The organism is Kitasatospora paranensis, assembly GCF_039544005.1.
Classification (GTDB): domain Bacteria; phylum Actinomycetota; class Actinomycetes; order Streptomycetales; family Streptomycetaceae; genus Kitasatospora; species Kitasatospora paranensis.
The window spans coordinates 6,862,168-6,885,105 of record NZ_BAABKV010000001.1 but is presented as its reverse complement, the minus strand read 5'-3'; the positions used below and the strand labels follow the sequence as shown (position 1 = coordinate 6,885,105).

Here is a 22,938-nt window from a genome sequence, read left to right as displayed (position 1 = left end):
GATTACTCCTTGGGTTGGACCTCGGATCGCTCCGGGCGGTCCGTCATTCGTTGGGGTCGGGAAGGATCAGCTCGTCCCGCGGCCGGGGCCGCGGGTGGGCGATCACTTGCCGAGAAGCTTCTTGATCTTCTTGGCGTCGGCGGGAGCCAGCTCGACGGTGCCGGCCAGCTTGCGGGTCAGCGTCGAGGGCTTGTGCTCCAACAGGTGGCGACGGCCGGCACGCTCGCGCAGCACCTTCCCGGAGCCAGTGATCTTGAAGCGCTTGCTGGCGCCGCTGTGCGTCTTCTGCTTCGGCATGTCGCCGTATCTCCTCGTCGGTCCGCCCCGGCCCGCGCAGCAGTGTGCGGGGCCGGGAGTGGATTCTTCTGCTCGGCCGGGGCGGGAGCCCCGGCCGGGTGGCCGGTTACGAGCCGGTCGCCGAGCCCTGGGGCTCAGGCGTCCTGCTCGGCCTCGGCCGGCTGGTCGACCTCGGCGGGCTCTGCGGCCTCCACGGGCTCCGTGTCCTCGATCGACTCGTGCTCGTCGTCGATCTCGGACTCGGCGCCGGGGGTGCGGCCCTGGCGCTCCGCCTTGCGGGCGTCCGCAAGGGCGCGGGCCTCGGCCATCGCCTCGGTCTTCTTCTTGTGCGGGCCGAGAACCATGATCATGTTTCGGCCGTCCTGCTTCGCCGACGACTCCACGAAGCCCAGGTCCTGGACGTCGTCCGCGAGCCGCTGCAGCAGTCGGAAGCCCAGCTCGGGGCGGGACTGCTCACGACCGCGGAACATGATCGTGATCTTGACCTTGTCGCCCTGCTTGAGGAACCGGACGACGTGACCCTTCTTGGTGTCATAGTCGTGCGGGTCGATCTTCGGCCGGAGCTTCATCTCCTTGATGACCGTGTGCGCCTGGTTCTTGCGCGCCTCACGGGCCTTCATGGCCGACTCGTACTTGAACTTGCCGTAGTCCATGAGCTTGCACACCGGCGGCCGTGCGGTCGCCGCGACCTCGACCAGGTCGAGGTCGTACTCCTGCGCAAGTTCCAGCGCCTTGGCAAGCGGCACGATGCCGACCTGCTCGCCGCTGGGACCGACGAGTCGCACCTCGGGGACGCGAATCCGGTCGTTGATGCGGGGCTCGGTGCTGATGGGGCCTCCTCGGTTGCACCTTTTGCGCTGCGGCCGTCGGGCGGCGGTCGCACGTCGTGGTTTCGACCACTGGGCGGGGCTTCATTCATGCTCCGCTGCCGAAAGGCACCGAACGCACGAAAAAAGCCCCGCACGGTACAGGCGGGGCTCCACACATTCCGGGGCGCCCTCGGGGGGCGCCGCTGGCGATCGCGCGCCTTGCGGCGTACGTCGCGGACCGGACCCGTCGGCCCGGAGGTCGATCGGGTGGGAGACTGTCGCGGTTGCCCTCTCGGGCCTCCTGGGTGGAGCCTCCACTTGCTGGCCGGGTGCCCTGGGGGCTCCTGGCCGGTCAGTCTCGAATCATAGCAGCGTTCGGGGCACGACCGGTATTCCGGCCCCGGGCACCCCGCCTTGTACGCTCCCTGGTGAACGTACCCCCGCCCGACGGAGTGAGCACCTTGACCAGCCAGCCCCACGAGCACGACGACGAGCAGGCGCTCGGCTTCGACGACCTGACCCGCGACATCGCGGAGGTGCCGGCCGTGGAGGTGATCACCACCGTCGCCGTCCACCTGATGAGCGCGGCGGCGGTGAAGTGCGGACTGGCCGAGGGCGGCGAGGCCGACAAGGACCTCGACGAGGCCCGCAAGCTGATCACCGCACTCGCCGGCCTGGTGACCGCCGGCGCGCCGGAGATCTCCAACTTCCACGCCGCCCCGCTGCGGGACGGCCTGCGCTCGCTGCAGCTCGCCTTCCGCGAGGCCTCGCTCGTCCCGGACGCCCCGGGCGCCGGCCCCGGCGAGAAGTTCACCGGCCCGGTCTACTCCTGACCCGCCGCGCCAGGGGCGCGGAACCCGCCTCGGCGGGTTCCGCGCCCCTGGCGCGTGCCGGGGCCGTGCCCCGGTGCCGTGCGAGCCGGACCGGCCGCCGTCAGCGCCGGTAGAAGGGCTCGCCGGACAGTTCGGTGCCCGGCGCCAGCATCGCCATCTCCAGCCCCCGTCCATCCGGACCCGCAGCACCGGGTCGGCGGCCAGCGTGCCCGCCAGCCGCTCGAAGAACGCCCGGGCCCCGTCGCCGTACGCCGTCTCCGGCTCCAGGACGAGCGCGAGCACGCCGTCGACCCCGACCGCGGGGCGCAGGTGGGCGGCAACCACCGCGGGCTCCGCCGCCAGGACGGCCCGCACCGCCTCCCGGACGTCCGGGTCCTCCACCGGCGGCCGGTACGGCCGGTTCTCCGCGAGCGCCCGCAGCCGGGCACCGCTCAGCCGGTAGCTGACCGGGCCCGCCGGGTCGATCAGCAGCGTGTCGGCGCGCTCCGCGAAGGCGACCATCGCCGCCTGCGGCGCGGCCACCGGCGCCGGCCGGGCATCGGCCCGCCAGCGGGCCATCGTCGCCAGCGAGGTGAAGGCGGGCAGCGCCCGCCGCCCGTCCGCGGCCTCGATCACCGGGACGGCCATGTCACTGGTCTTCTCGTGCCGAAGGCCGTCCGCCCCCGTCTCCACCTCCCCCAGCAGCGCCACGATCGGCACCATCAGCCGGCTCGGTGTCAGCGCCGCCAGCAGCGCCGGCTCCTCCGCGGGCCGGCGGGCCCACTCCTCGAGAGCCGAGGCGAGCCTCGGGTCGGCGGTGCCGTCGTCGTCGGCGAATCCGGGGTTCGGGATGTTCTTGGGCTCCACCCGACGAGCCTATGCCACCGCGCGGACGCGCTTCTCAGCCGTCGCTCACCCACGGCTCATGGCCGCCACAGGGGCCCCGGCCAGCATCGCCGCCATGGCAGCAGAGGGCAGGACCCGAAGGGACGCGCGCAGGCGGCGTCGACGGACACGGCGGACGGCAGCGCTGCTCGTCCTCGCCCTCGCGGCCGCCGCCGTCCGGCTGTACCCGGGACGGTCGCAGAGCGCCGACACCTTGCAGGTCGCCGCCACCGAGCCGGCCGGCGCCCCTCCGCCGACGCGGCCGCCCGGCTCGGCGCGCAGCTCGACGCAGGGCTCGCCGACGCCCTCGGCGGCACCACCGGCCACGTCTCCGTCGCCGTGCTGGACACCGCGACCGGTGCCACCGCGGACTACGGCACCGACACCTTCGTGACCGCCAGCATCGTCAAGGTGGACATCCTGGCAGCCCTGCTCCGGCAGTCCGACGGCATGCTGACGGCGGCGCAGCGGACCGCCGCCGCACTGATGATCGAGAACAGCGACAACGACGCGGCCACCGAGCTGTTCGAGGCGGTCGGCGGGGCCGACGGCCTGGACGAGGCCAACGCCGCGTTCGGGCTGACCGCCACCACCGCGGGCACCGACGGCTACTGGGGACTGACGGCCACCACCGCCGCCGACCAACTGCGCCTGCTCCAGGTCGTGTTCGGGACGGACGACTCGCTGGGCACAGCCTCCCGGAGCTACCTGCAGGGGTTGATGGGCCGGATCGCCGACGACCAGGACTGGGGCGTCTCCGCGGCGGACGACGGCGGCGACCCCCGGCTCAAGAACGGCTGGCTGCCGCGGACGGAGAGCGGCGCCTGGGTGATCAACAGCATCGGGCGGGTCGTCCACGACGGCCGCCAGGTGCTGGTGGCCGTCCTGAGCGACGGCTCCGCGACCGAGCAGGAGGGCATCGACCTGGTCGAGTCGGCCGCCTCGGCCGCCGTCGACAGCCTGACCGCGGCCACCTCTACCCAGCGGTAGCCGCCGTGTGGCACGCTGCGCCCATGGCCACCGACCTCGCCCCCGCCGCGCCCGGCGCCGTCGCCGACCGCGCCCGCTACGACCGGGCGACCGCCCACCTCGACGCGCCGCTGGCGATCGTCGACCTGGCGGCGTTCGACGCCAACGCGGCCGACCTGGTGCGCCGCGCGAACGGCAAGCCGATCCGGGTGGCGAGCAAGTCGGTGCGCTGCCGGGCCCTGCTGGAGCGCGTCCTCGCCATGGACGGCTTCGCCGGGATCATGAGCTTCACCCTCGCCGAGTCGCTCTGGCTCGCCCGTTCGGGCTTCTCCGACATCCTGCTCGCCTACCCGTCGGCCGACCGGGCCGCCTTCGCGGAGCTCACCGCCGACCCGAAGCTCGCCGCTGCCGTCACCGTGCTGGTCGACGACCCGGCGCAGCTCGACCTGATCGACGCCGCCCGGGGCGGCGCCGAGACCGTGCGGGTCTGCCTGGAGCTGGACACCTCGCTGCAGCTGCTCGGCGGCCGGGTGCGGGTGGGCGCCCGGCGCTCCCCGCTGCGCACCCCGGAGGCCGTCGGCGCGCTCGCCGAGCTGGTGCAGACCCGCCCGGGCTTCCGGGTGGTCGGCCTGATGGCGTACGAGGGGCACATCGCGGGGGTCGGCGACCGGATCGCGGGCCGGCCGGTGCGCTCGCGGATGGTCCGGCTGATGCAGGACCGGGCGCGGGCCGAACTCGCCGTGCGGCGGGCCGCGGTGGTGCGCCGGCTGCGTCAGGTCGCCGAGCTGGAGTTCGTCAACGGCGGCGGCACCGGCAGTGTGGAGTCGACGGTCGCGGAGGCGGCGGTCACCGAGGTCGCCGCGGGATCCGGGCTGTACGTGCCGCGACTGTTCGACAACTACCGGGCGTTCACCGGGCGGCCCGCCGCGCTGTTCGCCCAGCCGGTGGTGCGCCGGCCCGGCGTCGGCGTGGTGACGGTGCTGGGCGGCGGCTACCCGGCCTCCGGCCCCGCGGGCGCGGACCGCTCCCCGTCCCGCACCTGCCGGCCGGCCTGCGCTACGACCCGCAGGAGGGCGCCGGCGAGGTGCAGACGCCGCTGCTCGGGGCCGCGGCCGACGACCTGCTGGTGGGCGACCGGGTGTGGTTCCGGCACGCCAAGGCGGGCGAGCTCTGCGAGCGCTTCGCCGAGCTGCACCTGGTGGACGGGGACCGCGTGGTGGAGACCGTGCCGACCTACCGCGGCGAGGGCCGGACCTTCCTCTGACCGCGTACAGCACCGGGCGGGCCCGACCAGCGGGCCCGCCCGGTGCCGTACGCATCGCGTCAGGTGTTGGTGCCGTCCTGGGCCCCGGCGGCCGCGGTGCCGATGCCCTGGACGATGGTGTCCATGACGGCGACGTCGGGGGCCTTGGCCGCGATGTCGAAGCCGAAGCGGACGGAGACCAGGCTGCCGCTCTTCGCGCCGGGGAAGACCACCGTCTCCACGTAGCCGTTGTTGCCCTGGGGGGCGTCGACCTTCCAGCGGACGAGGTAGCCGCTGCGGCCCACCACCGTCACGGCCTCGGACTTCAGCTCCTGGTGGCCCTTGATGGCGCCGTAGGAGTCCTTGGCGGCGGCGGCGATGTCGGCCAGCGCGGCCTGCTTGGCGTCACTGCCCTGGAGGCTGCCGGTGACGACACCGCCGAGCGAGCAGTTGGCGCTGCCGTCGGGGCAGGTGTACGTCCCGATGATGAGCGAGGCGTGGCCGTCGGTGCCGGTGCCGCCCTTCCAGCCGCTGGGGATGGGGAGGCTGATGCCGTTGACGGCGTCGACCGCGGTGGTGGCCGAGGAGCCGCTGCCCTTGCCGTTGCCCTTGCCGTTGCCCTGACCGTTGCCCAGCCCGCCGCCGAGGCCGCCGCCGTTGCCCTGGCCGCTGCCACCGTTGCCATTGCCCTGGCCACCGAAGGCGTCCCCGCCGTTGCCGCCGTCGCCGCCGGGGAAGCCCGGGATGCCGTTGCCCCCGGGAAGCCGTAACCGCCCGGGCCGGCCGCCGGCCGGGCCGAGGCCGTGTCCGTGCGGCCGTCCATCGCCAGGTACGTGACGCCGGAGCCGACCACGACACCGGCGAGGGCGGCGACGGCCGCGGCCACCACCGCCGGGCGGGCGGGCCTGCGTGCGGCCTTCGGCGGGGTGTCGGAGGCGAGCGGCGGGTAGTCCGGGTACCGGACGCTGGGGCCGCTCTCCAGTACCTGGCCCTCGATCACGGTCGGCTCGCCGCCGGCGGCCTCCTCCACGGCGCCCGGCCCCGGGCGGGTGGTCGCCGTCCAGCCCTGGCCGTCCCACCAGCGCTCGGGGCGGGGCTCGGTGGTGGTGTCCTTGGGATCCGGGTACCACCCGGCGGGAATCTGCTCGCTCACGCCATCGAATCTAAGGGCGCGCACATAAACGCGATATCAGCGGGAGGGCCGAAACCGCCATTTCGCGATGAGATTACGGTGAGAATCGGATCACCGTGCCGTTGACGCCCGCCGCACCGTCCCCGACCAGGTACGCGGCGGCGGCGGCCAGCCGGTCGACCCGGCCTCCGTCCTCGCCCACCGCGTTGAAGCGGATGCCCTCGGGCCCGAACCGCCCGGCCAGTTCCCGGGTCAGCGTGACCACCCCGGCGGCCGCCACCGTCGCGGCCACCCCGCTCTCGACCGCGGGACCGGCGAGGTTCACCACCGAACCGTGGCCGTGCCGGCGCAGGTACGGCAGGGCGGCCCGGCAGGCGAGGAAGACCGCGGTGAGCCGGCCGTCCAGCACCGCCCGCCAGGTGTCGGGCGAGGTCTCCAGCGGCGGACCGTCGGCGGACGGCGGGCCGCCGGCGCCGTTGACCACCGCATCCAGCCCGCCGAAGGTCTCGTACGCCTCGTCGAACAGCGCCTCCACCATGTACTCGTCCAGGGGGTCGGTGTGCACGAACAGCCCGCCGACCGAGCGGGCCACCGCCCGGCCGGCCCGCTCGTCGGGGTCGGCGCAGACCACCCGCGCACCGTCCTCGGCAAGCCGCCGGGCGACGGCCGCCCCGGCCTCCCCGGCGAACCCGCTCACCCCGGAGACCACCGCGACCCGCCCGGCCGGGCGGCCGGACCCCGCCGACTGCGCCATCCCGCTCTCCTCGGTCACGTACCGGCACGACACGGTCACCGTACGTCGTACCGCCGACCGTGGCCCCGCGGCGCGTGCCGAACCGCCGGATCCCGCCCGATCGGCCCGCCGGGCGGCAGAATCCGCGCCATGACTCCACGGCCCGTGATCGGCATCAGCACACTCGTCACCGACGCCGCCTGGGGGCGGTGGGAGCGGATCCGCACCGTCCTGCTCGCCGAGCGCTACCCGGCGGTGGTGCAGGCGGCCGGCGGGCTGGCCGTCCTGCTGCCGCCGGACGCGGCCGAGCATGCCGCGGACGCCGTCGCCCGGATCGACGCCCTGGTGATCTCCGGCGGCTCGGACGTCGACCCCGCCCGATACGGCGCCGCGCGGCACCCCGAGACCGACGGGGGCGAGCCCGAGCGCGACGCCTGGGAGGCCGCGCTGCTGACGGCCGCGCTGGCCGGCGGGGTGCCGGTGCTGGGCATCTGCCGCGGGCTGCAACTGCTGAACGTCGTCCTCGGCGGCACCCTCGTCCAGCACCTGCCGGACGTGGTCGGCCACCACGGGCACCTGGGCGCGCCCGGGACGTACGGGCGGCACACCGTCCGTCCGGTGCCGGGGACACTGCTGGCCGGGGTGCTGCCGGAGGAGTCCCTGGACGTGCCGACCTTCCACCACCAGGCCGTGGACCGGCTCGGGGACGGGCTGGCCGTCAGCGCCTGGGCCGAGGACGGCACCGTGGAGGCGGTCGAGGGGCCCGGCTTCACCCTCGGCGTCCAGTGGCACCCCGAACAGGGCGACGACCTGCGGCTGATGGCGGCCCTCGTCCGGCAGGCGGCGGCCGTCCGCAGCGCGTCGCTGGCGCCCGTCGGCACATGAGCCGGTCGGCCGGACGGGCGGAACGCGGCAACGACAACGGTCACCAGTGCAGCCTTTGGATCTCCCCACGATCTGGGGTTCACTTCGGGTGCGGGCGGGCAACCGCCCGGTATCGGGAGAGGAGTCCGATGGCCGGCCGCCGGCACGAGCACGACCACGAGCACGGAGACGCGCACGGGCACCAGGACGGCCACGGCCACGGCGGCCACAGCCACGCGGTGTCCGCGGACGCCGACCGGCGCTGGCTGGTGGGCGCCCTCGTCCTGATCACGGCGTTCATGGTGGGTGAGGTCCTGGTGGGCCTGGCCGCCGGGTCGCTGGCCCTGATCTCGGACGCGGCACACATGCTGACCGACGCCGCGGCGATCGGACTGGCCCTGGTAGCCATGCGGCTCGCCGCCCGGCCCGCCCGCGGCGGCTACACCTACGGGCTCAAGCGGGCCGAGATCCTCTCCGCCCAGGCCAATGGCGTCACCCTGCTGGTGCTCTCCGCCTGGCTGGGCTACGAGGCCGTCCGGCGGCTGATCTCCCCGCCGGAGGTGGCCGGCGGCCTGGTGCTGGTGACCGCGCTGGTCGGCGTGGCGGTGAACATCGCGGCGGCCTGGTGCATGTCGAAGGCCAACCGGAGCTCGCTGAACGTCGAGGGCGCCTTCCAGCACGTACTGACCGACCTGTACGCCTTCATCGCCACCGCGGTGGCCGGCGCGGTGGTGCTGACCACCGGCTTCGTCCGGGCCGACGCCGTCGCCTCGCTGATCGTGGTGGCGCTCATGCTGAAGGCCGGCGTGGGCCTCGTCCGGGCCTCCGCGCGGATCTTCCTCGAGGCCGCCCCGGCGGGCATCGACCCGGACGCGGTGGCCGACCGGCTGGTCGCCGCACCGCTGGTCGAGGAGATCCACGACCTGCACATCTGGGAGATCACCTCGGGCCAGCCGGCGCTCTCCGCGCACATCCTGGTCGAGTCGGGCGGCGACTGCCACGCGGTGCGCCGCGAGCTCCAGCGCCGGCTGCGCGAGGAGTACCGGATCACCCACGCCACCCTGCAGGTCGACCACGTCGGCGAGGAAGGTCCGCAGGAGCTGCTGCAGATCGGCCGCGCGGCCGCCATGGAGGCGCTGGAGGCGGAGCACTGCGCGGACGCGCACGGGCCGGTGCACCGCAGCGGGCCGCACCGGCACTGACGCACCGGCAGTGACGCACGGCAGTGACGCACCGGCGGTGTCGGCGGGGTACGGCATCATCGGAGGGTGACCGCACCGCGACTGATGCTGCTCGACACCGCGAGCCTCTACTTCCGTGCCTACTTCGGCGTCCCGGAGTCCCTGAAGTCCCCGGACGGGCAGCCGGTGAACGCCGTCCGCGGCCTGCTGGACTTCATCGCCCGGCTCGTCCAGGACCACCGCCCCGACCACCTGGTCGCCTGCATGGACGCCGACTGGCGGCCGCAGTGGCGGGTCGACCTCATCCCCTCCTACAAGACCCACCGGCTCGCGCCGGAGCCCACCGTGGCAGGTGAGGAGGAGATCCCCGACACGCTGGCCCCGCAGGTGCCCGTGATCGAGCAGGTGCTGGACGCGCTGGGCATCGCCCGGGTCGGCGTGGCCGGCTACGAGGCCGACGACGTGATCGGCACCCTCGCCACCGCGGCCCGGGGCCCGGTGGAGATCGTCACCGGGGACCGCGACCTGTTCCAGCTGGTCGACGACGCCCGCGGCGTCCAGGTGATCTACCCGGTCAAGGGCGTCGGCAACGCCGAGGTCATCACCGAGGCCGCCCTCCTCGACAAGTACGGCGTCACCGGCCCCGAGTACGCCGACATGGCCGCCCTGCGCGGCGACCCCAGCGACGGCCTGCCCGGTGTCAAGGGCATCGGCGAGAAGACCGCCACCCAACTCATCCGCGAGTACGGCGACCTCGCCGGCATCCGCGCCGCAGCCGCCGACCCGGTCTCCAAGCTCACCCCGGCCCGCCGCAAGAACATCCTCGAAGGCGCCGCCTACCTCGACGTCGCCCCCACCGTCGTCCGCGTCGCCACCGACGTGCCGCTGCCCGACTTCGACCCGGTGCTGCCCGGCGAACCCCTCCACCCCATGGCCCTGGAGGCGCTCTCCGAGCAGTGGGGGCTGGGCGGCTCGCTGGAGCGGGTGCTGGCGGTCCTGGGCGGCTGACCGGGCGGGCCGGGCGGGCAGGGCGGGCAGGGGCCCGACAGGCGGCAGAGCTGTACAGACATCTTTCCGCCACAGGACCGCTCCCTGCCGATCGCGTCGCGTTCTTCCGGATGTACCCGCGAGTAGCTAGGGTCCCGCTGTCATGACCGGGGCCCGACAACCGCAGGCCCCGGAGCCGGCCGACCCACCCTCAGGAGAACGCCATGCTCACGCGCCGCTCGGCCGCCGCCCTCGCCTCGGCGGCGGCCGCCGCCCTGCTGCTCGGCGGCACCGCCCCGACCGCCTCCGCCCAGGACACCACCAGCCTCTCGGTGTTCGCCTTCAACGTCGACCTCGGCACCGCGATCGTCGACTCCACCCAGCACGAGCAGGCGGCCACCCGCACCCCGGTGATCGAGTCGATCGTCCGTCAGCACAGCGCCGACGTGGTGATCCTGGACGAGAACTTCAACAACACCTCGACCGCCGACATCAACAGCCGGCTGGCCGACCTCTACCCCTACCGCACCCCGGTGGTCGGCCAGACCTGCTCCGGCGGCGGCTGGACGGGCATCAGCGGCAACTGTTCGAACTCGTGGTTCGTCATCAACGGCGGCACCATGATCCTCTCGAAGTACCCGATCACCGCCCAGTACGCCCACGTCTTCGGCAACTCGACGTACGGCACCTGGGACTACCACGCCAACAAGGGCGCGGCCCTGGTGCGGATCGACAAGGGCGGCACCAAGGCCTGGGTGGTGGGCACCCACCTGCAGGCCGACGAGTCCGACGTCCCCACCGACACCACCCAGGCCACCCGGCTCGGCCAGCTCGGCGAGATCCGCTCCTGGGTGAACGGCATCGCCGGCACCGACGCGCCGGTGCTCATCGGCGGTGACCTCAACGTCGAGTACCTGCACGGGCAGGCCCGCGGCGACTTCGCCAACGCCCAGAACGCCGTCGGCGGCGTCCTCGGCACCCCGGCGACCGACCCCAACGCGACCCGGACCACCATGGACTGCCCGGTCTCGGCCTGGTGCCAGTACATGGCGGGCGTGGAGACCTTCCCGACGGACTACCGGGACGACCTGGACTACCTCGGCTACCTGAACGCGCCGGGCCGGCCCGTCCCGGCCGCGCTGCCGACCGTCACGGTCGACGTCGACCCGCAGCCCGGCTGGACGCCGGGCCAGGTGGACACCCGGGCGCCCAGCGACCACTACCCGGTCGAGGCCACCTTCCAGCTGCACTGACACCGCCGGGAACGGACGCGGGGCCCCGGTCGCCGGAAGGCGATCGGGGCCCCGCGTTGTCCGGCGGCTGCCCCCGGCTACCCCACCGAGGAGTAGGCGATGATGCCGCGGCGCAGCGCGTCGACCGCCTTGCGGGCGGTGGTGCGCAGCTCGGCGTCCTCGCCGGCGGCGTCCTGGATCTGGCCGAGCACGTCGATCAGCTGCTTCGTCCAGCGGACGAAGTCGCCGGCCGGCAGTTCGGCGTCGCGCAGCACCGCGTCCAGGTTGTGGCCGAGCGCCCAGCGGTAGGCGACCCAGGCGAAGCCGAGGTCGGGCTCGCGCTGGCCGACGCCCTCGGCGGTGGAGATCTTGTGCTGCTCCTCCAGGGCGTCGAGGTGGCCCCAGATCCGGATCATCCGGCCGAGCGCCTCCTTGGCCCCGCCCTCCGGCACCCGGGGCGCGGCCGCGTCGTCGGCCTGCCGGGACTCGTAGACCAGCGCCGAGGCGCAGGCGGCGAGTTCGGCGGCGGCGAGGCCGTTCCAGACGCCCTCGCGGATGCACTCGGAGGCGAGCAGGTCGAGTTCGCCGTAGAGGCGGCCGAGGCGCTTGCCGTCCGCGGTGACGGTGTCGCCGCTGAGGTAGCCGAGGTCGGTGAGCAGGCCGCAGACCCGGTCGAAAGTCCGGGCGATGGTGTGCGTGCGGGAGCGCATCCGGCGCTCCAGCAGGTCGGTGTCGCGGTGCAGCCGGTGGTAGCGCTCGGACCAGCGGGCGTGGTCCTCGCGCTCGTCGCAGCCGTGGCAGGGGTGCTGGCGCAGCGCGGCGCGCAGCCGGGCGATCTCGGGGTCGTCGGCGGCGGCGGCGCGGCCCTTGCGGTAGCGCTCGGGCTCGACGTGGCCGGCCTTGGTGCGCAGCGCGGAGGCGAGGTCGCGGCGGGACTGCGGGCTGCGCGGGTTGAAGGACTTCGGGATCCGCATCCGGTCGACCGCCTGGACGGGGTACGGGAAGTCGATCATCGCGAGCCGCTTGACCTGGCGCTCGGCGGTGAGCACGACGGGCCGCGGCCCGTCCTGGTAGTCGGGGTGGCGGGGTGCGCCGCGGCCCGTCCGGTTCACCGGGGGCAGGCCCGGGTCGAGGACGAGCGCGAGGCCGGCGAACTTGCCGGCCGGCACGTGGATGACGTCGCCGGGCTTGAGCTGCTCGATCGACTCGGCGGCGGCGGAGCGGCGCTGGCCGGCGCCCTCGCGGGCGAGTTCGTTCTCGCGGTCCTTGAGCGCCCGGCGCATGCCCATGTACTCGTCGAAGTCGCCGAGGTGGCAGGTCATCGACTCGCGGTAGCCCTCCAGGCCCTCCTCGTTGCGCTGCACCTGGCGGGCGAGGCCGACCACCGACCGGTCCGCCTGGAACTGCGCGAAGGAGGTCTCCAGCAGTTCGCGGGAGCGGTGCCGCCCGAACTGGCCGACCAGGTTGACCGCCATGTTGTAGGACGGCCGGAAGGAGGAGCGCAGCGGGTAGGTGCGGGTGCCGGCGAGCCCGGCCAGCGCCTCGGGGTCGATGCCGCGCTGCCAGAGCACCACGGCGTGGCCCTCGACGTCGATGCCGCGGCGGCCGGCCCGGCCGGTGAGCTGGGTGTACTCGCCGGGGGTGATGTCGGCGTGGGTCTCGCCGTTCCACTTGACCAGCTTCTCCATGACCACCGAGCGGGCGGGCATGTTGATGCCGAGGGCGAGGGTCTCGGTGGCGAAGACCGCCTTGACGAGGCCCTTGACGAAGAGCTCCTCGACGACCTCCTTGAACCGCGGCAGCATGCCGGCGTGGTGGGCGGCGATGCCGCGCTCCAGCCCGTCGAGCCACTCGTAGTAGCCGAGGACGTGCAGGTCCTCGTCGGGGATGTCGTAGCAGCGCTGCTCGACGATCTCCCGGACCTGCCGGCGGTCGCTGTCGCGGTTGAGCCGCAGCCCGGAGGAGAGGCACTGCTGGACGGCGGCCTCGCAGCCCGCGCGGCTGAAGATGAAGGTGATCGCGGGCAGCAGGCCCTCGGCGTCGAGGCGTTCGATGACGTCGACCCGGCTCGGCGTCCAGACCCGGCCGGGGCGGCCGGTGGGCATGGAGCGTCCGCGGCCCTTGGCGAAGCGGTCGCGGCCGCCGCGGTCGATCTCGGCGCGGGCGAGCCGGACGAGCTCGGGGTTGACCGCCTTGGCCGGGTTGCGCGGGGCGTCCTTGGGGCGGCCGTCGCGGTCCGGGTTGGCGAACAGGTCGTACATCCGGTTGCCGGCCATGACGTGCTGCCAGAGCGGGACGGGCCGGTGCTCGGAGACGATCACCCGGGTGCCGCCGCGGACGGTGTCGAGCCAGTCGCCGAACTCCTCGGCGTTGGAGACCGTCGCGGAGAGCGAGGCGAGCACCACCGACTCGGGGAGGTGGATGATCACCTCCTCCCAGACCGCGCCGCGGAAGCGGTCGGCGAGGTAGTGGACCTCGTCCATCACCACGTAGCCGAGGCCGTCGAGGGCACGCGAGCCCGCGTACAGCATGTTGCGGAGCACCTCGGTGGTCATCACGACCACCGGCGCGTCGCCGTTGACGCTGTTGTCACCCGTCAGCAGGCCGACCTTGGCTGCGCCGTAGCGCTTGACCAGGTCGCCGAACTTCTGGTTGGAGAGCGCCTTGATCGGCGTGGTGTAGAAGCACTTGCGGCCGCTCGCCAGCGCCAGGTGGACGGCGAACTCGCCGACGATGGTCTTGCCGGAGCCGGTCGGTGCGGCGACCAGGACGCCCTCACCGGCCTCCAGGGCCCGGCAGGCCTCGATCTGGAACGGGTCGAGCGGGAAGTCGTAGAGCTGCTGGAAGCCGTACAGCTCGGTCGCCTGCTCGGCGGCGCGGCGGCGGGAGGCCGCGTAGGCCTCGGCCGGGCTGAGCTGCTCCTCGGGCATGGTGCTGTCCATCGGCGTCACCTTCTCTTCCCGTGGAAGTGCTGCCCGAACGGGCCGGACGGGGGCGCAGACGGCGACGCCTGCGGCTGCGGGGCCGGGCCGACGTGGGCCGGGGCCGGGGCGCAGCGGATGTGGTGGGTGTGGTGATCGAGCATCTCGCCCAGAGGTTACCCGGCAGAACGGACATCGATAGCACCGTTTTTCCACGCCGGGCCGGGGCGGCGGACGGCTCGGGGCACGGCCGGCCGGGCGGTGACCCGGTGTCGCCGATGATGACCGCTGCGTCGCGGCGACACGCCGACGGATGGCAGGTCAATCACATCCTGAGTTGCAAATGTCTTCAAGCCGTCGCCGTAGCGACGTGATCCGATCACCAAACGAGCATCGGTGAACTGTTCCGGTCAATGACCGATTACTTCGCGATCGTCTCCCTACAGTCGGTGCCGAACCCGCCCGAACGGAGTGCGGGCACCGGCACCAGCAGGAGGAACGACGATGGCGAACCTGGAAACCTCTCTCAAGGAAGCCATGGCGATCGAGGGCGCGATCGGCGTGGCCCTGGTCGACTACGGCAGCGGCATGGCCCTGGGCACCCTCGGCGACGGCGTCGAGATCGACCTCAACGTGGCGGCCGCGGGCAACACCGACCTGGTGCGCGCCAAGATGCGCACGATGGAGATGCTCAACCTGCACGACAACGAGATCGAGGACATCCTGATCACCCTCTCCAGCCAGTACCACCTGATCAGGCCACTGACCACGTCCACCGGACGGGGCCTGTTCCTCTACCTCGCGCTCAACCGCAGCCGGTCCAACCTGGCGATGGCCCGGCACCAGCTCAAGCGGATCGAGGCGGGCCTTGAGGTCTGAGCGGGCCGGCGGCACCGGCACGGCGTCGGAGAGGGGGCGTGATGCCCGTACCGCTGTACCAGGCGAAGGCCGAGTTCTTCCGGATGCTGGGCCACCCGGTACGGATCCGGGTCCTGGAGCTGCTCCAGGCCGGGCCCATGCCCGTCCGTGACCTGCTCGCCGATATCGACATCGAACCGTCCAGCCTCTCCCAGCAGTTGGCGCAGCTGCGCCGGTCCGGGCTGGTGACGGCCACCCGGGAGGGCTCCACCGTGGTCTACGCGCTCGCCGGCGCCGACGTCGCCGAGCTGCTGCGCACGGCCCGCCGGATCCTCACCGAGATGATCCAGGACCAGGGCGTCCTGCTGGCCGAGCTGCGCGCCGCGGACTGACCCCCGTCGGCACCGGACGCCGCGGCGCCGCGCCCGGGACGGCGCGGCGCCGGCCACCGGATCACCCTTCCATCGCATCGAACTGACGATCTGTCATGAACAGGGGACAACTCTCGCCCGATCTCTTCCATGTGACCGATGACATGTGAAATATTACCGGCGCTCGACCACCCTCGTCCCGAAAGGACTCGGTCCGTGCGCCGACTGTCCGCGGCCCTCGTCGCCGCGCTCACCACCAGTGCGATATCCGCCGCCCTGGTCGCCACCCCCGCCCAGGCGGCCCCGCCCACCCCGCGGGCCGCCGGCCCTGCGGCGGCCGTCGCCCCACCGGGCACGGACGGCCGCGAGGGGCCCGAACAGCCGCCCGCCCCGCAGGAGCGGCGCAGCCAGGCACTGCGCAGCCAGGCGCTGGAGCAGCTCAACCGGGGCACTCTCGCCCGCACCCCGCAGGGCACCGCCCCCGCGAAGGTGCGGATCGGCGGCGACTACGTCCAGCTCGCCCGGCAGCGCACCGACCGGGTCTTCGTGATCCTCGCCCAGTTCGGCGACCAGGTCGACGACACCACGCAGTACCAGGGACAGCCGCGCTACGGCGGCACCCCGGGCCGCGGCACAACACGATCCCCGAGCCCGGCCGGGACGACACCCACACCTACTGGAAGAGCGACTTCAGCCGCGACTACTACCAGCGGATGTTCTTCGACGCGACGCCCGGCGCCGACTCCGTCCGCAACTACTACCGGACGCAGTCCTCCGGCCGGTACGACATCGAGGGCACCGTCACGGACTGGGTGACCCTGCCGTGGAACGAGGCCCGGTACGGCTCCAACAAGGGCCCGCAGGGCAGCGGCGCCTGGACGCAGGCCCAGGAGTTCGTCCGGGACGCCACCAAGGCCTGGTACGACGGGGAGATCGCCAAGGGCCGCACCGCCGCGGACGTGAAGGCCGAACTCGCCCGCTACGACGTGCAGGACCGCTACGACCACGACAAGGACGGGAACTTCGACGAGCCCGACGGCTACCTCGACAACGTGATCGTGGTGCACGCCGGGGTCGACGAGACCTGGGGCGGCGGCGCCCAGGGCGCCGACGCGCTGTGGGCGCACCGCAGCTGGGCCTTCCCCGACCCGTCCGGGCAGAGCGGCCCGGCGGGCGACCGGATCGGCGGCACACCCGTCGGCGACACCGGCCTGTACGTCTACGACTACCTCCAGGCCGGCGAGAACAGCGGCGTCGGCCTGTTCTCCCACGAGTACGGGCACAATCTCGGGCTGCCCGACCTGTATCCGACCTCGGGCGGCGACAACGCGGTCAACTTCTGGTCGCTGATGTCGTCCGCGTCGTACCTGGGCACGGGCCGGAGGAACACCACCGGCTCCTACCCCGGCGACCTGGACGCCTGGAGCAAGCTCCAGCTCGGCTGGCTGAACTACGACGAGGCGCAGGCCGCCACCCGCTCCAGCCACGCGCTCGGGGTGAGCGGCTACAACACCGACCAGGCACAGGCCGTGCTGGTGCACCTGCCGCCCGGGCGGACGACCACCACGCTGGCCGACCCCTTCGAGGGCGCCGCGCAGTGGTGGAGCGGCACCGGGGACGGCATGGACGCCTCGCTGGCCCGGACGGTCGACCTCACCGGGCGCGGGTCGCCGGCCGCACTCGACGCGGCGGCCTGGTACGACACCGAGAAGGACTACGACTTCCTCACCGTGGAGGCCTCCACCGACGGCGGCGCCACCTGGACCCCGCTGCACGGCACGGCCGGCGGCGCCCCGATCGGCGACACCCCGGCGCTCACCCCCGGCCTGTCCGGCAACTCCGGCGGCTGGACGCCGCTGCACATCCCGCTGGACGCCTACCTCGGGCGGCCGGTTCAGATCCGGGTGCACGTCACCTCGGACGGCAACACCCACGGCAAGGGCGTCCTGATCGACGCGGTGAAGGTGACCGCGGGCGGCACGACCCTGGTCGAGGACGGCGCGGAGGGCGGCGGCGCCGGATGGGCATCGGCCGGCTTCTCGGTCATCCGGGGCAGGGACGCCGTGCAGGACCACCCCGGGCGTACCTGGTGGAGAACCGGCGCTACGCCGGGTACGGCGCCTACCTGCGCACCGGCCCGTACAACTTCGGCTGGACGGGCGTGGCGGGCAAGGCCGGGGTGATCGACACCTACCCGTACCAGGAGGGCGTGCTGATCTGGCTCTGGGACACCGCCTACTCCGACAACAACACCAAGGACCACCCCGGCGGGGGACTCGTGCTGCCGGTGGACGCCCGCCCGCAGGTGGCCCGGTTCGCGGACGGGACGCGGGTCAACGCCCGGTTCCAGACCTACGACGCGGTGTTCTCGCTGCGGCCGACCACCCCGGTGCTGCTGCACAGCGCGGGCGTGGCCACGCGCTTCCCGGCGGAACCCGCCGTCCCGGTGTTCGACGACCGCACCGGGCACTACCTGGACCCGGCGTATCCGGAGATCGGGGTCGCGGTGCCGGACACCGGCACCAGGATCGAGGTCGTCCGCGAGGCCCAGGGCGGCCGGCTGACCACCGTCCGGGTCGGCCCTTCGGCCTGACCGTCCGCCCGGCGAGGCGCCGTGCCCCCGCTCCCGCACCCCGGGGGCGGGGGCACGGCCGCGGCCCTGCAGCCGGCCGCCGGGTTCGGCCCCGGGATCGCGATCGTGGGCCTCAATATCACACCGGGGTCGGGGTTCGCCGCAGTTGTCCCCGATCGGCTGCGATCTCGGGTCTCCGGCGCCCATCGGGCAGTCAACCACGGAATCCGTCCGCTAGGTTCGGTGCTGGGAGGGGTGCTCGGGAGCACGTCCGGCGTTCGGCCGGCGCTCGGGGCCGCCGTCGTCGGCGCGCCCACCTCGCTCCTCCGGGCTCCTCTGGCTGCCGCCCTCGCCGATTCCCGGTATCCGCCCGCCGCCTGCGGCATCGGGCACGTGCTGACGGATCGTCAATCCCCGTGCGGGAGTTCGGGCATATGCCCGAGGAATGTGCCGGAACCCTCCCCCACCGCCTCACCCTCGCGGTAGCGTTACGGCCCGATGGGGCTACAGCCAGTGAGGGCGTGGCCACAGAAGCGTGCCGTCCGGGCATGTGGGAGGGGTGCGTAACCGTTGCCGGGGATCGACGACTGCCTGACCGAGGCGATGACCATCACCGGGGCCCTGGGGGCCAGCCTGGTCGACTGGACCAGCGGGCTCGCGCTCGGCGCCGTCGGGGCGGGCCCGGGCGGCGACCACGACACCGGGGCCGCCGACGCCACCGAGGTGGCCCGGGCGATCACCCAGACCTCGACCTTCGCCGACCCGGCCGCCCGGACCGCCCCCGCCGACGACGTCATCATCACCTCGGCCGGCTCGTACCACCTCATCCGCTTCATCGAGACCGCCTTCGACAGCAGCGTCTTCCTCTACCTCCGGCTGGACCGGGCGACCGCCAACCTCGCGATGGCGAGACTGCGCCTGGCCTCCATCGTCGAAGGGCTGGTGATCGCCTGATGCAGCCCGCCCTCCGGCCGGACACCCGGCCCGTCCCGCGGCCCGTCGCCGACGCCCTTCCCGAGCCCGTCGCCCAGCGGTTCGGCCGGCTGCCCCGCCGCCACCGGTCCGGCTTCGCCCCGGCCACCGTCTTCGAGGCCGCCCTGACGGACCTGTCCGCCGACCGTGCGACCGGTGCGCTGCACGGCTCCGCCGGCACCGTGCACCTGGTCGCCGGCGAGGTGGTGCACGCCGAGAGCCCGGCCGCCTCCGACGTCGCCGCACTGCTCACCTCGGCCGGCCGGATCTCCGCCCGCACCTGGGCGGACAGCGTGGCCGGCGCCCGCGGCGCCGCGGCCGACCACCTGGTCGCCACCGGGCTGATCGGCCGCGGCGAACTCGAACTGTGCCAGCTGACCGCCGTCATGGACGCGGCCTACTTCGCGCTGCCGCAGAACGACGGGCCGATCGGCTTCCTGCCCGGTGTCCGACCCGCGCTCACCCTCGGCCGGCCGCTGAACGTCGGCACCCTGCGGCTCGGCGCCGGCCGGCGGCGCACCCTGCTCGACCGGACGTGGCCGGCCCCGCAACTGGACGACGCGCCTGTCCGGCCCCGCACCCAGTCGCCCTGGACCGAACGGCAGCTGGGCAGTTGCAGCGGCCGCCGGCGGGCCGTGCTCGCCGCCGCCGACGGCTACCGCACACCGACCCAGATCGCCCGGCTGCTCGGCAGGTCCGCGTTCACCACCCTGCTCGACATCCGGCACCTCGCCGCGGCCGGACTGATCGAAGTCCCGCTCCCCCGGACCGGCTCCGCCCCGGCGGCCGTAACCGTCAGGGCCCGCCACCGGGCACCGGGGCCGGCGCTCCCGCCGGGCGCCGAGCCCGCCACCGCACCGTCCGCGCCCGGCACGCCGGCCGGAGCGCGCGCACCGTTCCCGTCGTCCGGTCCGGCCGTCCCCCGCCGGGTACCCCTGCAGGCCGGGCCCTCCCCCGCCCGTGCGGAGGTGCTGCTGCCGCCGCTCGGATCGTCCGACATCCCGCCCGATCCGGAGATCGCCCTGCTGCTCCGGATCCGAGCCGCCCTGGAGGCCCGACTGTGAGCGTCCCATCCGCCCGTACGCCCTGCTCGCCGGCGTCATGAAGCGCGCCCTGCGCCAGTTCACCGGAAGGCGTTCACCGATGATCCCCGAACCCCAGGTGCTCACCGAGCTGCGCGGCCTGCGCGCGACCGTTCCGCACCTCACCGGCGGGCTGGTCGCCACCACCGACGGCCTGGTCGTCGCCCACGACACGGACGGGCTGGAACCGGAGGGGCTGGCCGCGCTCACCGCCGCCGCGCTCGGCGTCGGCGCGCGGCTGATCGAGGCCAGCGGCCAGGGCGGCTTCCGCGAGCTGCTCACCCGCGGCGAGAACGGCTACACGGCGACGTACGCGGCCGGGGGCTACGTCGTGCTGACGCTGTTCGCCGGGCCGGACGCCAACGTCGGGCGGCTGCACTTCGAGGCCCGCCGGGCCGGCGGCCGGATCGCGGCGCTCGCGGACGCCGCGCTGGAGCGCTCCGACCGGCCCTAGGGCCGCTCCACCCCACGACTCATCTCCCGAGCACCGTCATCTCCCCGTTTCACCACCGAAAGGAACACCCCCATGGCAAGCACCGAGCACTCCCTCAAGGACGCGATGAGCTCGATCGAGGGCAGCATCGGCGTAGCCCTCGTCGACTACAACAGCGGTATGGCTCTCGGCACCATCGGCGGCGGCGCCGAACTCGACCTGAACGTCGCCGCGGCCGGCAACACCGACGTGGTGCGGGCCAAGGTCCGCGCCATCGAGATGCTCAACCTCAACGAGGCGATCGACGACATCCTGATCACCCTGAGCACCCAGTACCACCTGATCAGGCCGCTGACCAGCCGCTCCGGCAAAGGTCTCTTCCTCTACCTGGCGCTGGAGAAGGGCCGCGCCAACCTGGCCATGGCCCGCCACCAGCTGAAGCGCATCGAGGCCGACCTGGAGGTCTGATCCTCCGATCCTGACGCTCCGTCAGCCGCGGGCCGGCGGGACCGGGTGCCGATCGGCGCCCGGTCCGGCCGGCCCGCGGTGCGCCGGGACGCCCGCCGCCACCTCGGGCAGCCGAAGGCCCCGGACGGAGGACAGCGCCAGCAGCGCCGTGTTGGACACCAGGTGGAAGAGCACCCCGACGGCGAGCACCGTCCGCACCCCGGCCGCCCGGCCCAGCGGTCCGGCCGCCGCCAGGCCCACGGGCCCGAGCACGAAGGCGCCCAGGGTCACGTACGAGCCGACCCGGGAGAGCGCCTCGGCCGGCACGAAGCTCTGCAGGGTGATGCTCCACTGCGCGCCGGACACCGCCTGGGCGACCCCGGCCAGGACCCCGCCCGCGGCCACCACCGGGAGCGGGGCGGCCAGCGCCAGGCAGGCCGCCGGGGCGGCGTAGCCCAGCCCGGCCACGGTGGCGGCGACCAGCGGGCGGCGGGCCCGGCGGCCCAGCAGGGCCAGCGCGCCGAGGACGGATCCCGCGCCGTAGCAGCCGACGACCAGACCCCACGCGCGGGCGCCGCCGTAGCGCTCCAGCGAGGCCACCGGGCCGAGCACCAGGTACGGCGCCCACAGCACCAGGTTGAACAGCCCGGCCTGGAGGGTCGCGGCCCACAGCCACGTCGTGCCGAAGAACAGCCGCCGGCCGGCCCGCAGATCGGCGAGCAGGCCGGAGCGGGGACCGGTCGCGGCGGCAGCCGCGGGCGGGCGGGTGCGCAGCGCCGCCAGCGCGAGCGCGCTCAGGGCGAAGGTCAGCGCGTCGAAGGCGAGCACGGGGGCCGGCCCGGTGACGGCGACCAGCAGCCCGGCGAGCACCGGTCCGGCCACCGTTCCGGCCGAACGGCCCATCCCGAGCAGGACGTTGGCGTCGTGCCGGCGCGCGGCGGGGACGAGCGAGGGGACGATCCCGTCGAGCGACGGGGCGAAGAACGCCTCCGCGGCGCTGCCGAGCGCCACCAGCGGGAGCAGGGCGCCGAGCGGCGGGGCGCCCGGCAGCAGGAGCAGGGCGGCCACCCCGGCCTGGGCGAGCACCCGGACGACGTCCGATCCGAGCATCACCAGTCGGCGCGGCAGCCGGTCGCCGGCCACCCCGCCGCCGAGCAGCAGCACGGTCATCGGCAGGACGCGGGCCGCCATCACCCAGCCGAGCGCGGCGGGCGAGCCGGAGCGTTCCAGGACGGCGAAGACCAGGGCCACCGTGGCCATGCCGGTGCCCAGTTGTGAGGCCGTGAAGCCTGCCAGGAAGATCCGGAAGTCCCGTTCCCCGAGTACCGCCGCGCGTCCGCGCACCGCGCCCCCGCCTCTCCCCGTCCCGTGCTCGCGGACGGCCGCCCGCCGTCCCGATCGTGCCCCGCCGACGACTCCCAAGTCAATGCTTGGGGGTGATCGGGGCGGCGGCCCCCGCCGGTACCGTTCCAGGTGTGACAGCCGCCGATCCCGTCCTGCGGGCCCTCGCCCACCCCGTCCGACTGCGCATGATGTCGCTGCTCTGGACGGCCCCGATGTCCGCCGCCGAACTCGCCCGCGAACTGGGCATCTCGCACGCCCTGGCCAGCCAGCACCTGCGCCGGCTCGACGCCGCGGGGCAGGTGGAGCTGGCCGAGGTACGGGCCCGGCGCGGCGGGCGGGAGCGCCGGTACCGGGCCGTCCGCGGCACCCCGCTCTCCGACCGGGTGGACGGCACCGCACTGCTCGCCGAGGCGCTGGCCCACAACCTGCGCGAACGGGCCGCCCGGCGCGCGGCGGACACGCCCGGCGTCACCTGCGACGCCGAGCTCTGGGTCGACCCGCAGGCCTGGGAGCGCGCCCGCAGCCGGCTCGCCGAGGCGGTCGCCGAGCTGCACGACGCGGCCCTGCCGCCGCATGCGGCCGGTTCGGTCCGGGTGAGCGCGAGCGTGATGGCCTTCCCGATGACGGAGGACACACCCCCGGACGCCGATGGCACCGCGGGCACCGCAGACGGCGACGGCACCGCGGGCACCGCAGACGGCGCGGGGGTGTCCGGCGCAGGGGCCGATCAGTAACATAACAATGTGAAATTGCACCGAGCCTTCGGAGGCCCGGTCGCTCACTCCTGCCCCGAA

24 protein-coding genes and 2 pseudogenes are annotated in these 22,938 nt (G+C 74.1%); 17 read left to right on the top strand and 9 right to left on the bottom strand.

Annotated elements, in window-relative coordinates; all coding sequences use genetic code 11:
• Window positions 1-102 precede the first annotated feature (102 nt).
• Window positions 103-297 (bottom strand): 50S ribosomal protein L35, encoded by a 195-nt coding sequence (gene rpmI / locus ABEB13_RS32700; protein WP_045302606.1) that lies wholly within the window; start codon window positions 295-297, stop codon window positions 103-105.
• A 134-nt stretch (window positions 298-431) separates the two neighbouring features.
• Window positions 432-1,127: a translation initiation factor IF-3 gene (infC, locus tag ABEB13_RS32695; protein ID WP_345709904.1), complete on the bottom strand. Its 696-nt coding sequence runs from the start codon at window positions 1,125-1,127 to the stop codon at window positions 432-434.
• Window positions 1,128-1,567: 440 nt separating this feature from the next.
• On the opposite strand from infC, the gene ABEB13_RS32690 reads away from it, so the two are divergent.
• Window positions 1,568-1,939, top strand: a complete 372-nt coding sequence (locus ABEB13_RS32690) for a DUF1844 domain-containing protein (RefSeq protein ID WP_100887491.1) — start codon at window positions 1,568-1,570, stop codon at window positions 1,937-1,939.
• Window positions 1,940-2,144: 205 nt separating this feature from the next.
• On the top strand, window positions 2,145-2,381 hold the full coding sequence (locus ABEB13_RS32685; RefSeq protein WP_345708366.1) for a hypothetical protein: 237 nt from the start codon (window positions 2,145-2,147) through the stop codon (window positions 2,379-2,381).
• 29 nt (window positions 2,382-2,410) lie between these two features.
• Here ABEB13_RS32685 and ABEB13_RS32680 read toward each other — a convergent pair.
• Together ABEB13_RS32680 and ABEB13_RS32675 are read right to left on the bottom strand one after the other, a co-directional pair.
• A pseudogene (locus ABEB13_RS32680) lies at window positions 2,411-2,785 on the bottom strand (SseB family protein); the annotation flags it as partial.
• A 45-nt stretch (window positions 2,786-2,830) separates the two neighbouring features.
• Window positions 2,831-3,130 (bottom strand): hypothetical protein, encoded by a 300-nt coding sequence (locus ABEB13_RS32675; protein WP_345708365.1) that lies wholly within the window; start codon window positions 3,128-3,130, stop codon window positions 2,831-2,833.
• A gap of 12 nt (window positions 3,131-3,142) precedes the next feature.
• On the opposite strand from ABEB13_RS32675, the gene ABEB13_RS32670 reads away from it, so the two are divergent.
• Both ABEB13_RS32670 and ABEB13_RS32665 read left to right on the top strand, forming a co-directional pair.
• Window positions 3,143-3,793 carry a serine hydrolase gene (locus ABEB13_RS32670; RefSeq protein WP_345708364.1) on the top strand — a complete coding sequence of 217 codons (651 nt, stop codon included), beginning with the start codon at window positions 3,143-3,145 and terminating at the stop codon, window positions 3,791-3,793.
• 23 nt (window positions 3,794-3,816) lie between these two features.
• A pseudogene (locus tag ABEB13_RS32665) lies at window positions 3,817-5,036 on the top strand (alanine racemase).
• A gap of 59 nt (window positions 5,037-5,095) precedes the next feature.
• Here ABEB13_RS32665 and ABEB13_RS40830 read toward each other — a convergent pair.
• From ABEB13_RS40830 to ABEB13_RS32655, 3 genes are all read right to left on the bottom strand, one after another.
• Window positions 5,096-5,329 carry a hypothetical protein gene (locus ABEB13_RS40830; protein ID WP_425559926.1) on the bottom strand — a complete coding sequence of 78 codons (234 nt, stop codon included), beginning with the start codon at window positions 5,327-5,329 and terminating at the stop codon, window positions 5,096-5,098.
• Between the two features lie 11 nt (window positions 5,330-5,340).
• The gene (locus ABEB13_RS32660; RefSeq protein WP_425559925.1) at window positions 5,341-6,168 is read right to left on the bottom strand and encodes a DUF2510 domain-containing protein; all 828 of its coding nucleotides are present in this window, start codon (window positions 6,166-6,168) and stop codon (window positions 5,341-5,343) included.
• A gap of 73 nt (window positions 6,169-6,241) precedes the next feature.
• On the bottom strand, window positions 6,242-6,901 hold the full coding sequence (locus tag ABEB13_RS32655; RefSeq protein ID WP_345708362.1) for an SDR family oxidoreductase: 660 nt from the start codon (window positions 6,899-6,901) through the stop codon (window positions 6,242-6,244).
• Between the two features lie 129 nt (window positions 6,902-7,030).
• Here ABEB13_RS32655 and ABEB13_RS32650 point away from each other — a divergent pair, with 129 nt between their 5' ends.
• The 4 genes from ABEB13_RS32650 (at window position 7,031) to ABEB13_RS32635 (ending at window position 11,165) form a co-directional block, all read left to right on the top strand.
• Window positions 7,031-7,765 carry a gamma-glutamyl-gamma-aminobutyrate hydrolase family protein gene (locus tag ABEB13_RS32650; RefSeq protein ID WP_345708361.1) on the top strand — a complete coding sequence of 245 codons (735 nt, stop codon included), beginning with the start codon at window positions 7,031-7,033 and terminating at the stop codon, window positions 7,763-7,765.
• A gap of 128 nt (window positions 7,766-7,893) precedes the next feature.
• A complete protein-coding gene (locus ABEB13_RS32645; RefSeq protein WP_345708360.1) occupies window positions 7,894-8,946 on the top strand; it encodes a cation diffusion facilitator family transporter in 1,053 nt (350 codons plus the stop codon).
• An 84-nt stretch (window positions 8,947-9,030) separates the two neighbouring features.
• Window positions 9,031-9,933 carry a 5'-3' exonuclease gene (locus tag ABEB13_RS32640; protein WP_345709903.1) on the top strand — a complete coding sequence of 301 codons (903 nt, stop codon included), beginning with the start codon at window positions 9,031-9,033 and terminating at the stop codon, window positions 9,931-9,933.
• 203 nt (window positions 9,934-10,136) lie between these two features.
• Window positions 10,137-11,165 carry a sphingomyelin phosphodiesterase gene (locus ABEB13_RS32635; RefSeq protein WP_345708359.1) on the top strand — a complete coding sequence of 343 codons (1,029 nt, stop codon included), beginning with the start codon at window positions 10,137-10,139 and terminating at the stop codon, window positions 11,163-11,165.
• Window positions 11,166-11,242: 77 nt separating this feature from the next.
• On the opposite strand, the gene ABEB13_RS32630 is transcribed toward ABEB13_RS32635, so the two are convergent.
• Window positions 11,243-14,086 (bottom strand): DEAD/DEAH box helicase, encoded by a 2,844-nt coding sequence (locus ABEB13_RS32630; RefSeq protein WP_345708358.1) that lies wholly within the window; start codon window positions 14,084-14,086, stop codon window positions 11,243-11,245.
• A 483-nt stretch (window positions 14,087-14,569) separates the two neighbouring features.
• Here ABEB13_RS32630 and ABEB13_RS32625 point away from each other — a divergent pair, with 483 nt between their 5' ends.
• The 8 genes from ABEB13_RS32625 (at window position 14,570) to ABEB13_RS32590 (ending at window position 20,821) form a co-directional block, all read left to right on the top strand.
• Complete coding sequence (locus ABEB13_RS32625) at window positions 14,570-14,944, top strand: hypothetical protein (RefSeq protein ID WP_100887501.1); 375 nt, start codon at window positions 14,570-14,572, stop codon at window positions 14,942-14,944.
• A 41-nt stretch (window positions 14,945-14,985) separates the two neighbouring features.
• A complete protein-coding gene (locus ABEB13_RS32620; protein ID WP_100887502.1) occupies window positions 14,986-15,315 on the top strand; it encodes an ArsR/SmtB family transcription factor in 330 nt (109 codons plus the stop codon).
• Between the two features lie 152 nt (window positions 15,316-15,467).
• Window positions 15,468-17,477: an immune inhibitor A domain-containing protein gene (locus ABEB13_RS32615; protein WP_345709902.1), complete on the top strand. Its 2,010-nt coding sequence runs from the start codon at window positions 15,468-15,470 to the stop codon at window positions 17,475-17,477.
• Window positions 17,384-17,887: a hypothetical protein gene (locus ABEB13_RS32610; RefSeq protein ID WP_345708357.1), complete on the top strand. Its 504-nt coding sequence runs from the start codon at window positions 17,384-17,386 to the stop codon at window positions 17,885-17,887. Before ABEB13_RS32615 ends, ABEB13_RS32610 begins: the two co-directional genes overlap by 94 nt.
• A 549-nt stretch (window positions 17,888-18,436) precedes the next feature.
• Window positions 18,437-18,820 carry a hypothetical protein gene (locus tag ABEB13_RS32605; protein ID WP_345708356.1) on the top strand — a complete coding sequence of 128 codons (384 nt, stop codon included), beginning with the start codon at window positions 18,437-18,439 and terminating at the stop codon, window positions 18,818-18,820.
• Window positions 18,820-19,902, top strand: a complete 1,083-nt coding sequence (locus ABEB13_RS32600; protein ID WP_345708355.1) for a transcriptional regulator — start codon at window positions 18,820-18,822, stop codon at window positions 19,900-19,902. The genes ABEB13_RS32605 and ABEB13_RS32600 overlap by 1 nt, the downstream gene beginning before the upstream one ends.
• Window positions 19,903-19,981: 79 nt before the next feature.
• Entirely contained in the window at window positions 19,982-20,374 is a 393-nt protein-coding gene (locus tag ABEB13_RS32595) for a roadblock/LC7 domain-containing protein (protein WP_345708354.1), read from the top strand.
• A 72-nt stretch (window positions 20,375-20,446) separates the two neighbouring features.
• The gene (locus ABEB13_RS32590; protein WP_345708353.1) at window positions 20,447-20,821 is read left to right on the top strand and encodes a hypothetical protein; all 375 of its coding nucleotides are present in this window, start codon (window positions 20,447-20,449) and stop codon (window positions 20,819-20,821) included.
• Between the two features lie 21 nt (window positions 20,822-20,842).
• On the opposite strand, the gene ABEB13_RS32585 is transcribed toward ABEB13_RS32590, so the two are convergent.
• Window positions 20,843-22,144 carry an MFS transporter gene (locus tag ABEB13_RS32585; RefSeq protein WP_345708352.1) on the bottom strand — a complete coding sequence of 434 codons (1,302 nt, stop codon included), beginning with the start codon at window positions 22,142-22,144 and terminating at the stop codon, window positions 20,843-20,845.
• A gap of 131 nt (window positions 22,145-22,275) precedes the next feature.
• Between ABEB13_RS32585 and ABEB13_RS32580 the strand changes: the two genes are divergently transcribed.
• A complete protein-coding gene (locus tag ABEB13_RS32580) occupies window positions 22,276-22,878 on the top strand; it encodes an ArsR/SmtB family transcription factor (RefSeq protein ID WP_345708351.1) in 603 nt (200 codons plus the stop codon).
• Window positions 22,879-22,938: the final 60 nt, after the last annotated feature.